The sequence below is a fragment of the Pseudomonas sp. Z4-7 genome, from assembly GCF_051131965.1.
Taxonomy (GTDB): Bacteria; Pseudomonadota; Gammaproteobacteria; order Pseudomonadales; family Pseudomonadaceae; genus Aquipseudomonas.
In genome coordinates, this window is sequence record NZ_CP071642.1 from 3,086,046 (window position 1) to 3,098,704 (window position 12,659).

The 12,659-nt window shown below is 61.3% G+C and carries 12 protein-coding genes; 1 reads left to right on the forward strand and 11 read right to left on the reverse strand.

Annotation, left to right across the window (positions count from 1 at the left end; translation table 11 throughout):
• Window positions 1-31: 31 nt before the first annotated feature.
• From J3P91_RS14005 to J3P91_RS14025, 5 genes are all read right to left on the reverse strand, one after another.
• Entirely contained in the window at window positions 32-1,213 is a 1,182-nt protein-coding gene (locus J3P91_RS14005; protein WP_434600730.1) for a hypothetical protein, read from the reverse strand.
• Window positions 1,206-2,234 carry a class I SAM-dependent methyltransferase gene (locus tag J3P91_RS14010; protein ID WP_434600731.1) on the reverse strand — a complete coding sequence of 343 codons (1,029 nt, stop codon included), beginning with the start codon at window positions 2,232-2,234 and terminating at the stop codon, window positions 1,206-1,208. The genes J3P91_RS14005 and J3P91_RS14010 overlap by 8 nt, the downstream gene beginning before the upstream one ends.
• 16 nt (window positions 2,235-2,250) lie before the next feature.
• The gene (locus J3P91_RS14015) at window positions 2,251-3,792 is read right to left on the reverse strand and encodes a class I adenylate-forming enzyme family protein (protein ID WP_434600732.1); all 1,542 of its coding nucleotides are present in this window, start codon (window positions 3,790-3,792) and stop codon (window positions 2,251-2,253) included.
• 35 nt (window positions 3,793-3,827) lie between these two features.
• Window positions 3,828-4,508 carry a class I SAM-dependent methyltransferase gene (locus J3P91_RS14020; protein ID WP_434600733.1) on the reverse strand — a complete coding sequence of 227 codons (681 nt, stop codon included), beginning with the start codon at window positions 4,506-4,508 and terminating at the stop codon, window positions 3,828-3,830.
• 336 nt (window positions 4,509-4,844) lie between these two features.
• A complete protein-coding gene (locus tag J3P91_RS14025; RefSeq protein ID WP_434600734.1) occupies window positions 4,845-5,381 on the reverse strand; it encodes a TetR/AcrR family transcriptional regulator in 537 nt (178 codons plus the stop codon).
• A 189-nt stretch (window positions 5,382-5,570) separates the two neighbouring features.
• On the opposite strand from J3P91_RS14025, the gene J3P91_RS14030 reads away from it, so the two are divergent.
• Window positions 5,571-6,575, forward strand: a complete 1,005-nt coding sequence (locus J3P91_RS14030; protein ID WP_434600735.1) for an NAD(P)-dependent oxidoreductase — start codon at window positions 5,571-5,573, stop codon at window positions 6,573-6,575.
• Window positions 6,576-6,609: 34 nt separating this feature from the next.
• On the opposite strand, the gene J3P91_RS14035 is transcribed toward J3P91_RS14030, so the two are convergent.
• From J3P91_RS14035 to J3P91_RS14060, 6 genes are read right to left on the reverse strand one after another with little or no spacing between them, the layout of a single operon-like run.
• Window positions 6,610-7,857 (reverse strand): TIGR02270 family protein, encoded by a 1,248-nt coding sequence (locus J3P91_RS14035; protein ID WP_434605137.1) that lies wholly within the window; start codon window positions 7,855-7,857, stop codon window positions 6,610-6,612.
• A gap of 33 nt (window positions 7,858-7,890) precedes the next feature.
• Window positions 7,891-8,814, reverse strand: coding sequence for a hypothetical protein (locus J3P91_RS14040; RefSeq protein WP_434600736.1), 924 nt, complete (start codon window positions 8,812-8,814; stop codon window positions 7,891-7,893).
• A gap of 23 nt (window positions 8,815-8,837) precedes the next feature.
• Window positions 8,838-10,028 carry a PAAR-like domain-containing protein gene (locus tag J3P91_RS14045; protein ID WP_434600737.1) on the reverse strand — a complete coding sequence of 397 codons (1,191 nt, stop codon included), beginning with the start codon at window positions 10,026-10,028 and terminating at the stop codon, window positions 8,838-8,840.
• A complete protein-coding gene (locus J3P91_RS14050) occupies window positions 10,028-11,065 on the reverse strand; it encodes a hypothetical protein (protein WP_434600738.1) in 1,038 nt (345 codons plus the stop codon). Before J3P91_RS14050 ends, J3P91_RS14045 begins: the two co-directional genes overlap by 1 nt.
• Window positions 11,065-12,177 carry a DUF2169 family type VI secretion system accessory protein gene (locus J3P91_RS14055; RefSeq protein ID WP_434600739.1) on the reverse strand — a complete coding sequence of 371 codons (1,113 nt, stop codon included), beginning with the start codon at window positions 12,175-12,177 and terminating at the stop codon, window positions 11,065-11,067. Before J3P91_RS14055 ends, J3P91_RS14050 begins: the two co-directional genes overlap by 1 nt.
• Window positions 12,178-12,192: 15 nt before the next feature.
• Window positions 12,193-12,651 carry a DUF6484 domain-containing protein gene (locus tag J3P91_RS14060; RefSeq protein WP_305501128.1) on the reverse strand — a complete coding sequence of 153 codons (459 nt, stop codon included), beginning with the start codon at window positions 12,649-12,651 and terminating at the stop codon, window positions 12,193-12,195.
• Window positions 12,652-12,659: the final 8 nt, after the last annotated feature.

Here is a 12,659-nt window from a genome sequence, read left to right on the forward strand (position 1 = left end):
GACCTCTTTGAAATAGTCGATGGAAAACAAATCAGTTCTTTGCAGTGCCGGCGGCGACGGGCCGCAGCAGCGCATCGCCGCTGGCCAGCATCGCCTCGTTCCAGGCAACGTCTCGATGCGCGGCCATGGCCTGGATATCACGCCAGTGGCGCTGGAGCGGGTTGCCGGCGACCAGGGACGACGCACCGAGCCTTTCCACCAGACGGCGCACGGCCTGCACGCACTGGCCCGCCAGATAGGCGCGGTCGCGCTTGAGCTGAAGCAGTTGTCGCGTATCTGGCGGCCGGTCATTCATACCGGCGTCATGCAGTCGGGTGATCAGCGAGTCATACAACAACCCGGCGCTGTACAGCTGTGCTGCCGAGTGGGCGGCCTGTTCGGCGATCCGCGGATCGCTCACCGCCAACGAACCGTTGAGCCCAGTGACAAACGCGCCAAGAGCACCCTCGGCGCACCCCAGCAGCGGACCGATGATCGACGTGGTGAGGTAAGGCACCAGGGGCATACGGTCGATGTAGTCGGCCGCCGGTGCATGCGTGGTCTGCGCAAACACTTCATGCAGCGCGAATACGCGAGCATGCGGCACCAGCAATTGGCGGGTCAGTACGTCATGGGAGCCGGTCGCCGCCATACCACAGCTGTCCCAGCTGTCGAGTCTTTCGACTTCATCGGCGGCGACCAGCACCAGGAAACGTGGGGTGTGAGCCGCGTCCGGGTGATTGGGGCAGGGGGCGTTGAGCATCAGCCAGGTCGCGTTCTCGATCCCTGAACCGAAGCGCCAGCGCCCATCGATCCGTACCCCGGCGGAGTCAAAGGTCAGCCGGCTATCGGCACTGATGGAGGCTGAGGCGAAGAGCTGTCGTGGGCCATCGGTGTAGAGCTGGTCCGTGCAGGCAGGCGGCAGTCGTCGGGCGATGGCGCCGTGGCCGCCCACCAGCGCGAGCATCCAGCCCGTGGAGGCGCACGCCCGCGCGGCGATCCGCGCGCTTTCCACCAGTGTGGGCCAGTGTCCGCTGCTCGTCACCGGCGCGCGCGGCGTCAACAGATCCAGCCAGCCGCCGGCAAACAATTCGTCGAAGGTGCTGTTGCTCAGCCGTCGATTCGCTTCAGCCATGGCGGCCCGCTCGCGCCAGCCGGGCAAGTGCTCGACGGCTCGCTGACACAGCGAAGGTTGTGCGGCCGGATGGAACGCCTGCTCGGCAAGCTCAAGCATCGTCTGGCCCCCCGGCACTGGGCAGCGTCGCCACCGCGCCCAGGCGCGAGCCCTCGAAACAGAAGTCCGCAGGTTGCACCACCGGGCCCAACAGCCGAACCAATCGCTCGATTTGCTGTGGATCGTCGGAGGCGACGAACTCACAGAAATTGCTGCTGTTCCACAACAGATGGACGCACTTGAACCGGGCGCACAGGGCGCCTGCCAATTCTTCGAAGGTGACTTGGCCATTCTGCATTTGCTCAAGCATCTGCTGGCGTTTCCAGTGGATTTCTTCCTCGCTGAAGTAGCGGGTCTTGAATTGCTCATCCTTGACCCGTTCCCTGCGCAGGTATTCCTCCGGGTCCGGGTGGTTAAGCTTTTCAAGGAAAAACACCAGGCCGCCAGGCTTGAGAAATTGCTGGATATGGGCGATCTGCCGGTCACGGTCGCGGCTGTAGAACTGGAACGCGGCCATCTCGTAGATGAAGTCGAAGCCCTGGCTGAAAAGCCTGTATTCGGGTTGCTGCAGCAGGTCCGGTGTCACCTTGAACACCGACTGCGGATAGAACCGCGACAGCGCCGGGTCGGCATACCGGTCGAAGGCAACCTGGTTGGCCCGATTCGGCGATGAGGTGAAACTGCGGATCAGTCCATTGGAATGGCCAGCAACGGCGCGGCCGTTACTGCCATCAAAGGCGTCCACTTCGAAGAGACTGAAGGTCTGGCCTGTTTCTCGAATATTGGCCTCAGCCAGGCGCGTCAGGGCTGCGCCGATCCTGGACAACTCCTCGAGAATGTACGGCACGCTGGCGAGAAAGTGGGAGAACAACGGTCCTGCCCCTTCGATCAGGCGATCGTGGTAATCGAGAACCAGCGGATCCTGGATCTCGCCGCGCAAGTGGCTGCCAAGAGACTGCATGGGCACCTGGCTGGCGCCTGTCGCCAGACTGTGGAAATGCCCGGCGAGCTTGAGCATGGCGCTTTTTTGCAGGTCCCTGTCGAGGTCGGTGTCATCCATGGATTGCGGGGAAGTTTTCATGACATGGCTCCTGCTGTCAGATCAGTCCTTTGGTGGTGAACTTGCCCGAATCGGTTTTCGGCAAGGCCTTGAGAAATGCCCACTGGGCCGGGACCATGTGCCAGTCCAGATGCGCCTTGCAGTGATCGAGCAATGCCTGTTCGCTGGTCTGGCCATGATCGGCATCAAGCACGATGCAAGCCTTGGGCACGTGCCCGGCCGACTCGTCGGCAACCGGCACCACGAGCACCTCGGCGACCGCTGGATGCGCGGCCAGGCACTGCTCGATTTCTCGCGGATTGACGTTCCAGATATTGCGCGCGAAAACGTCGTCCTTGCGGGCGACGTAATAGAGGTAGCCTTCGGCGTCCTGCTTGAACAGGTCCCCGGTGCGATACAGTCGTGAATGACCGAAGGCATCATGGACGAAGGCGCGGGCATTGGCTTCGGGCATGTTCCAGTACTCGAGCATCAGGTAGTCGCTGGTCACCAGCAACTCGCCTATTTGTCCAGGCTGCTCGATACGCTGGCCCTGTTCGCCTACCAAGTACACGCTGACTCCCGGCAAAGGCTTACCCACCGAGGTCGGTCGTTGGTCGATTTCTTCGGGCGGCAGGTAGCTCACGCGCTTGCACTCGGTGAGCCCGTAGTTGGAAAAAATCCGCACCGCGGGCAGGGCTTCGCGGATCCGCTGGATATGACGACTGTAGAGGGCCTGCCCGCTGCTGGAGATGTAGCGCAAGCCAGGCACGCGCGCCTGCCAGTGCGGGCCCGTATTGGCCAGCAGGAAGAACACCGGGGGGAATACATGCATTGCCGTGGCCCCCTCGCGTTCGACCACCGCGAGCACCTCCTCGGCGCTGCTGGCCGGCCGGCTTTCGATGACACTGGTGGCCCCGGCATACAGCGGCATCATCACGTTGTACACCCCATAGTCGGATGCCAGCGTGGAATAGCTGAGGACACGATCATCGGGGCTGATTTGCAGATACGCTGTAACCCGGCTACAGGCCGCCAACATGATGCGGTGATTGACGAGCACGCCTTTCGGATTGAAGGATGACCCCGAGGTATAAAAGATCGAGGTGGGGCGTTCAGGGTCAGCGGGCAACGGAGAGGAGGGCGCGGACTTCTTTCCTCCGAGCGCAGCGACGGCATCGGCAAGCTGCATGACCTTGGGCACCGCAACCTGGGATGGAACGGTAAGCAGGACCAGTTCCAGGCCGGCCTCGTCAATCAGGCCAGGCAAATCATCCGTGCAGTCGGTGATCAGTACCCGGGCGCCCGAGTGCTTGAGCTGATGGATCAGCTTGGTACGACTCAAGGTGTGGTGCGTCGCTGCGCTGATCACTCCAGCCTGCAGCAGGCCCAGGTAACCTGCGACCAAATCGACGGAAATGGGCGCGTACAGGCCCACCCGGTCACCGGGAGCAATGCCGAGCAGGGGGAGCACCGAGGCAATGTCATCCGCGCGCTGCTGCAGTTGCTGATAGGAAGTTGCTTGCCCGTCGAGGACGATGGCTGGCTTGGACGGGTATTTTCTTGCATTGCTGGCGATAACCTGATGGAAAAGCTGCATGGCTCAATATCCTTTTCAAGCTGGATGTCGCAAAGTCATTTACGTTTTCGCGCACACACCGAGACGTAGGTGCCTTGCCAGGTATAGGGAGCTATTGGCAAGTTTGCCGAATCGCTTAATGGCCAACTTTGCTTATCAAAGAAATGCCGCGACGCATAAATATCGAAATCACCCAGCCAGGCATCAAATAACCCTTCGCTGTCCAGGACAGACAAGCCCGCTTCCTTGTCCCAGATGAAGGGTTCTCCGCTCGCTTGAAAGTAGCGCGACAGGTCCGATAACAGATCAAGGAAAATATAACCACCAGGCTTTACCGCACCGATAATCTTGGCCATTACCGTCTGAAGTTCATCTTTATTGAAGAAATGCAGAACTTCGGAACAGACAAGTACGTCGTAACCTTCACGCAACGGCTCGTACGTCAGAATGTCAGCCTGCTGGAAATTCAGATCCTTTAGCCAGGGATTGAGCTGGCGACTCTGTACCGTGCTGTCGACCATGTCCACGCCGCTCAGACTATAGCCCTTGCGCGCCAGGGCGGTAAGGTTGCGACCGTCTCCGCAGCCGAGCTCAAGGGCATCGCCGGGGCCGTCAGGCAGGGTGGATAAAAACTGTTTGAACTCCTCGCGTAGTTCACCAAATAAAGCACCGTTATTACAGGCGCTGTATTCACTGTCATACCATTCCTTCAGAACCGAACTGTCTACTATTTTCATGGTTATCCTCTGCCGACGACGATGGACATTGCACAACAGTCCCTTCAGCGCCAAGGCGCCAAATAGAGCGATTAGTTGGGAAACGAGGAACCGAAGGAGGGTGACGGGATAACCGATGGAACTGTACTGAGGAAAACCATCATGAACTCCATTTGATTATTGTTATGGCATCCGCGCCAAATGATGATTAAAGCTGAACCGTAGCGGAGGGAAATATTTCATCGGCTCCATTAGCCTGTCAAGGCGATTCCAGGAATTGGATCCAAGAATTTTGTCACCGTCGAGTGACATAGCTGAGTATCTGTAGGCAATTGCTTATTGCTGGAACCTGAATACTTATTCAGGCGCACTCAACACGCCGCGAATCAACGCGGCGAACGCTTCAATCACTTGATCCTGGGCATGTCGCCCCCGCACCAGGGCGCCGGCAAGTGCTTCCCCCGCACCGACCAGACCGGTGCAGCAGCGCTCAAGTTCTGCGCTTGCCAACGTCGCGTGAGGCGCAAGTACGCTCACGAACATCCGTACGCAGTTGTCGAGCAGTTCCTGGAAAACCGCCGCCTTCTCTTCACTGCCCGCCAGGGCCGCGCCGACCGCATGGAACTCATCGGTGTTGTCTGCTGCGCACTGAATATAGGCGCTGGCAAGGACCTGAGCGGTTTCCTCCGGGCTTCGCGCAGTCCTGCTCATGGCCTCGCGAAAAGCGCGGACCCGCTCGGTATCAATCCATTTGTACAGCTCGATCAACAGCGCCGAGCGGGTAGCGAAATGATCGTATACCACCGGTTTGGACACGCCCGCGCGGACGGCCAGGCGGCCGAGGGTCAAGCTGTCGGCGTTTTCCTCGCGCACGATCAATAACGCAGTGTCCAACAGCTGCCGGCGCCGTTCGGCTTTCGGGAGTCGGCGGGAAGGGGAGTTGCCTGTAGCGGTTCTAATGGTTTTCTGCACGGTGGCGCATCCAGATCAATAAAACCTACCAATGGTAGGTGACAAGGCGTGTGAGCGTGATAGTTTACCTACTAACAGTAGGTTTTAGTCCAGAAACGAGGAGAACTCACGATGTCACTTGATCCTATCTTGTTCATGGGCGGTTCCGGCGCCATTGGTCACCAGACTGCCCGAGCGCTGCACGCCGCTCATCCCGACGTACCGCTGTTGATCGGCGGCCGTGACCTTGCCAAGGCTCGGCAGGCCGCTGAGGAAATTGGCGGGGCGCAGGGCGTGGTGATCGATTCCACTGCGGACGACCTGGGACTTGGCGCTCGCCCGGTCAGCGGGGTTGTGGTCTTTTATATGGACCACGCGATGGCCGGATTGCGCTATGCACAAAAGCGTGGGGTGCCGCACCTCAGCATTTCTTCCGGAATTTTCGAGATCGCGCCGGAAATCGCCACGTACATGCACATGCCCGATGCTTCGCCCATAGTCCTGGGCTACGAATGGATGGCAGGCGCGACGACGGTGGCTACATTGAGCTGTGCCCAGGCGTTCAGCCGAGTCCAGGAGATCAGCATCAACGCGCTGGTCGATGAACAGGACACCGGCGGGCCGACCGTCGCCAGCGACTTTGAACACCTGAACAAAATGTTGCCCGCCGCGCTGACACGACGCGACGGGATGTTCGTCTGGCGCGAAGGCGAGGACTCCAAGGTCAGCTTCCACGCTGTGGATGGCACGCAGATCGAGGCCTCAGGCTTTTCGTCGATTGATGTCGCCGGCCTGGCCACCGCTACAGGTGCGCCTGATGTTCAATTCAACATTGGCATCGGGGTCAGCTCAACCCGACGCCAGGGCAGGCCGATGTCCACCGAGATCCTCATCGAACTTGCTGGCGAAGACCTCAACGGCAAACCGCTGCGCACCCGTCATGCCGTCGTCCACCCAGCGGGCACTGCACCGCTGACCGGCCTCAGTGTGGCAATGCTCCTGGAGCGTCTGCTCGGTCTGGACGGCCAACCATCGACGCCGCCAGGGCTTTATTTCCCTTATCAACTGCTGGACGCCAGCGCGTATCTGCGGCGTCTGGAGCAGGAGGGGGGTGAGCTTCGCCAGCTTCAGCTGTGATGTAGCTCGATCAGCAAGCTCCCTCGCCACGGGGTCACCGGGTAATTTTCAAGAGTCTTTGTTGCCGCAACACCGGTGCACTGGTTGGAAAGAGCGCTTCATCCGGTCGAAAGCGGGCGAGGCCGCAGGCAGCGGCTACGCGCTGGCGTTGCTGGCCCCGGACGAGTGCTTGCTCAAAGCTGCGTTCGCTGTGGGCCAGCCCCAGCATGTAACGAGCCCCCACCTGGAATTGTCCGCCATTGGCCTGCCACCAAGCCTCGATTGCCGACGGGTCGGGCCAGGGCAGGTTCTCATCGGGGTCCATGGCGACATTCGAGTCCTCAGGGTCATCGTTCGGCCCTGCGGCGAAGTCCGGTGAGCTGCGCAACTCCAGGTCGAGCAGCGCCAGGTCGGCGCCGGTGATCAGGCTGAAAGCTTCGCCAGCGACCCGGGCGTAAGGCAGGTCGTTCGTCTGCTGGATCAACCACGGGATGCTGACCGGATCGCCCAGCAGTCCCAAGGCCTGGATGCCCAAGCGCCTATCCCTGGGATCCTGCACGCACTGGCGTATCCAGGCGATGCTGGGTTCGCGGTCCTGCCAGGCCAACAATACGCAAAGCGCGCGATACTGAAACTCGCCCGGTTGCTCGGCAAATTGACGCAGAGGCTCAAGGGCCTGCTGGTCGCCCATCTGGGCGGTGGCCCAATTGGCCCAGAAGCGCGTGGCCGCGTCCTCATGCAGACGGTGGGCGCGAATTTCCGGCAGCAGGTCCCGACGTCGCAGCTCGCCAGCCGTGCGCACGGCACGCGCCAGCACGCTTGGCTCAGCCTCGGACAGTCCGGCAAGCAGGGCCGGGCCAGGATCGCGGCGATGCATGCCGCAGGCGGCCAGGCCGAGACGACGGAACAGCGGCTCCGGAGCGGCGAGCATGCGCTCGATCCAGGGCGATAGCTGTTGCCAGTCCAGCCACCCCAGGGCCATCAGATAACCACGCTCGGTTTCCACCGCACTGCGCAGATGCTCGCTGAGCCGCGACAGCACCTTGGCCTCGGCCGCCTCGAAGGCCAGCACCACGCTGGCGAACATCTCGCCGACAGCGTCGGGACCGAGCTGGGCCAGCAGGATTTCCAGGCCGGTTGGTTCGGCGATCCGCAAGCCATCGAGGTGAGCCTCGATGCGCTCCTCCAGTTTGCCCAGGTCGTCGAGGTCATAGTGGGGGGCGCGTAATGCGTAGTCGCGCAGGATCGCGAGGAACGCGGCTTCCTCCACGTGCAGGTCAAGGACGACGGGCAATGTCTTCATCATGCGTCGCCGCCGAGGCTTGGGCGGGTCGGGTCAGTCAATTTGCAGGCACCGTTTCCAGTTTGTACCGTCGAACTCCATCACGTCCTTGGGCCCGATGGACCACATGATCCCGTCGGCTGCACTCAGGTGATAACAAGTGCGCGGTGCGTCATCGCCGAAATCGACGGGAATGAGCTTGTCATCTTCCAGGCGATAGACGAAATGGGTGGAAGACACGTACAGATGGCCATCGAAATACTCCATGCCCCAGAGGTCTTCCCGGGTGCTTTCGTGGTCGATCACTTCCCATTGGTCATTGCGCCCGCGCAGCAAGGTCCCGAGTTGGCCGCAGGCATAGGCAAAACCGTCCGGCGCACAGCGAACCTTGTAGAGCGCCAGGTTGGTCGGGCTGTTCCGTTGGGTGAAAACGGAGCCGTCGTATTTCCAGATTTCGCCTTCCCAACCGACGGTATAGATTTCCTGCTCGCTGAACCCGTCGATGGATTCGAAGCTGGCGTCGGTGATGGGCGTGTCGCCCACCTGGGCGCTCTGGTCGATGCAACGCCACTGGTCTTCGCCGTCGCGAACGTAGGCTTGGCGGCAGGTGCCTACGGCGTAGGCGCGGCCTTTGGCGATGCCACGGATTTCGCGCAGAGGGCCGCGTTTTTTTGGGTCGACGCCGCCGCTCGCGATGCTTTCAGTGTTAACCGTACCGCCGCCACTGGCTTCTACAGTTCCATCGGTGCCGAGCATCAGGTACCGTTCGATCGGTACATGGCAGACCGTCCCGGAACAGGCAAGCCACGGCACTGCAGCTGCGCCCCAGGCTCCACAATCCAAAGTGATTAATATTGAATCCAGGTAGCCTTCGCTGATAGCGACGTCGTGCGTTGCGATCAAATAACCGAGGTCCGAGTAGCGCACAACTCCTGTGCCGATGCTGAGTCCTTGGAAGGGCGAGTCTTGAGTGTCCATGTTGATCCTCTGATGTAAGTAGATTAACGGCGGGATACGACTCCGATCATCTCGGCCGCAGCCTTTGCGCGCTCAAGTGGATCGCTGGTCATTGAAACGCTGGCGTTGATCGGTTTCTCCACACCGTCGTCCTTGGCTTCATCGTGATACCTGTTCAACTGTGCTTCCAAGCACTCCTGAGAACATTCGGAGTCCGGGAAGGTTCTCCTGGCAGCCAGCGCCCCTGTGGTTGTGGCTTTGGCCCTCGACCATTCACCTTTTGCATCAGCCTCGTGCAAAGCCACCACGCCACGGCGGGTGTGCATCTGGCCGTGGGTGGCAGTGGTCTGGTTGGGCCCCTCGACGCACATCACCGGGGCCTTGTCGGTCTTGTATTTGCTCCAGCCACCTTTTGTCGGGTGCTGGTTCCTGGGCTGCCCGACGGACGCCGGCCCGTTGGTAAAAGACGCGGAGTCGATGAGGTGGTCACCTGTCTGTCCCGGGCAGCACCTGTTGGGCTTGTACGGGGCAAGGAAACAGCGCAACGCCTTTTGGCAATCGTTGGCATTGATCGACGTCGCCAAGGACGAATATTCACCTTGGACTCCCGTGTGTGCCGCCAGATAGGCTGGGTCGGTTTTAAAGCTGTCGCCGGCGGTTTTTTTCGCATCGCTGCGGGCCTTGATGGCGTTTTTCAGCTTGTCCGTATCCGGGCAGCTCGTTTCCTTGTTGGTGCCCTTGCAAGCCTCGTTTGCTCGCGCTCTTTCACTTTCGCATTGCCCCAGCTCCTCGGCCAATGCCATTCGGTCAGCATAAGGCCAAGGCACCGTATTCCCGGGCTGAGAAGCATGGTTATGAGTAGTCAGATCCATGTGCCGAACAACATTCTTGCCTTCATATTTCACATCCATCGACCAGGAGGTGAAATAGACCTTGCCCTTGTTCCGGCTGGTGACGATGCCTTTTTTGGGCGCGTTCCCAGCCTCGTCGCCATAACTGGTCTTGAAAAAGCTCTTGTCCTTGAGCATCACTTCCTTGCCGCTGATCCTGACCGTTCGACTGCCCTTGGTTGTGTCCTTGGCCATGCCGGTGTTGGGGTAGGGGATGGGCACGCCGAGCGGGGTGGGCGGGGCCTGCGGAGGGGTGAAGCAGACATCCGGGAAACAGGCGATCGACTTGCCGTCGGCCGCCTTGCAGGAAACTTCCATGTTGTTGGCAAAGACTTCGTTGGCCATCAGGCAGCCCTCACAATCCGGTAGCTGAACAGTGCGGCCGCGCGCTCGCCGGCGTCGTTGCCCAGGTGGCAGAAAATATTCGGCCCTTCGCCGTAGCCCTTGCGACTGGCAGCCAGGGCCACGGCGAGCATTGCCGGACCGATGGCGGCACCGACTTCGCCGATGCAATCCGCCGGATGCCAGAGATGGAAGAACTCCTTGCGTACCCGCAGGCTGCGACTCAAGGCCAGGGAAGCCTCCTTGAAGTAGTACTGTTCGCCGGAAATATCCGTCAGGCGGTAATCCATCTGCTCCAGGCCGCAGCCCGCTTCGTTCAGCGCTGCGCGTACAGCCTGGGTCAGGCCTTCGGCGCGCAGCGGCAGGTCTTCGGATTCCACCGTGGCCTGTTCCAGGCCGAAACCCAGGCCGATGCAGGTTAACTGCGGCGTTTCGCTGGCGACCGGGGCGGCCAGCACCACGGCAGCGGCGCCTTCGCCGGGAATGAAACCGTTGGAGTTCTGTCTGGTGAGCAGGCGCTCGCGCGCTTCGAAGGCGGTCAACGTCGCTCCTGCCAGAAAGGAATCGACGCCGGCAACCAGTACGTGGCGACGACCGCCCTGGTAGATCAGCGTGCGCGCATCGAGCAGGGCCACGGCAGCACTGACCCGTCCCCGGGCAATGACGCTGGAGTCAGGATGAAAGCGCAGCCCCAGCTCCGTTTCGATGGCCTGCAACAGTCCCTTATCCAGGCCGCTCAGGCGTCCGGGACGCTCGGCTTCCGCCACGCACAGCAACAGCGGAGTCTTTTCCGGATCGACCCCTGGGGTGCCCTGCAATGCCTCGGCGATGGCGCGAGCGGCCATCTTGATCAGCTTGGTGTGGCCGCGCCAGTGCTGTTCCAAAGGTACGCTGGCGCCAATGATCCATTCGCCGCCGCGGTCGATGAAGCGGGTTTCCTGGAAGTTGTCGATGGCGCAGCGGATCGCCGCGCAGCTGGCCGGTGCGCTAAGGCCAACAGCGCTGACCATCCCCGAACCGATGACGCACAAAGCACTCATCAATCGGTTTCCTCAGGCGCACGTTTGGCTTTGACCAGGGCACCCAGCGACGGGTAGTACTCCTTGCCCAATTCACGCGCACGCCACCAAGCCGTGGACATCGTCCCGACCAGCACCTGGGCAATCTCGAAAATGTTGCGCCGTAGCGGCCGGGAGATCCGCCAGGTCAATTGCACCTGGCGGGCGTCGGTGTCGATCAGCAAGGTGTCGATCACCGCCGACACCGTTTCATGGCCGCCTTTTTTCAGGAAAAAAGTCACCGGCACAGCCATTTCGGGAATGCGAAAGCCTGCCCGCTCCTGGGACGTTAGGTTCAGCAACAACACCTCTTCGCCGCCGCGCAGGTAATCGGTTTGCTGGTCTTCAGGCGCTGCCTGGTAATAGCGGTTGTCGAAATCCCCAGGCAGGAACGGAAAACAATCGGCCAGCCAGGCATCGTCGTAAGTCCCGGCGAAGCGTGCGCGTTGCGGCCAACTGCGCCCAATTGGCCCGAGGGCCATGGGGCGGAAATCGCTAGAAGGGCTGTCGATCGGCTTGCCCGGTTCCTCGGTGTTCGGCATCGACCGACCGACGATGGCAGCCTCATCGCAACTGTCTGGATACCAGCCGCAACCGCTCGGGTTGTCCTGGTAGCAATGACGCATGTCGGGGATGTTCTCCATGGGATGAGAGCCGCCGAAAGCCTCGGCATAGGAGATAGCCTGCACGGTGAAAGGCTGCGGTGAGCCGGCATGGATACCTGAGATTCCCAGTTGCCACTGCCGGGGACCGAACACTGAAAAAGCCTTGCTCACCCGACCGACACGAATACCGGCGGTCAACTGCGTCACGGGCCGACCACACGGTGCATAAGCTTTGCCCGATACCAGCACGTCGCAGAATGGCTTGATCGGGGCGAAGTCCATTTCCTCTCGTGGCGCGCTGAGGCCCGGCTCGCCGAAGAAGGTGTCGGCCATCAGCAGCGGTTGCTGGATGTCTGCGAGGGTCGCGGCACGCCCGTCCAGCGGCAAATCGAAGGTGCCCTTAGCCACGACGACCAGGGATTCGCGGCCGTCGCTCGCCATGCCCAGGGTATAGGCAGCCTGCAGTTTGCTGGCGTTGAGCAGTTCCATGAGGCGACTTACCTGTCAGTTGATTTGCACCGAGCCGCCCTTGATGCGGTTGACCCCGCTGGAGCGGCTGGAGAGGTAGGTGCCCCGGATGATCACCTTGCCCGCGCGGGTGAGGGTGATGCTGGCCTTGCCGCAACGCAGGACGATCTCCTGTTTCGCGCTGAACTCCAGCCGCTCGCCATCGAGGTGGGCGACCGTTGGCGTTGCGCTTGCCGGCAGGCGCTGGATGCGGCCGATCACCAGCGGCCGGGCCGGGTCACCGGCCTCGAACATCAGCGCGACCTGGGCGCCGATGTCGTCACGACAGAGCGCGGTGGTGGTGCGCGCGGCGAGGCCGGTTTCGCCGGGACAGCCGGGGAAGGCCACGACCGGAGCGTCCGGCGTGGGTACGTCCAGCAGCACCCCGATCACGACGCCATCCACGCGCGTCGGCGTGGCGGTGGAAGATACGGGGAGATGATATTCAACGGTCATGACGCCTG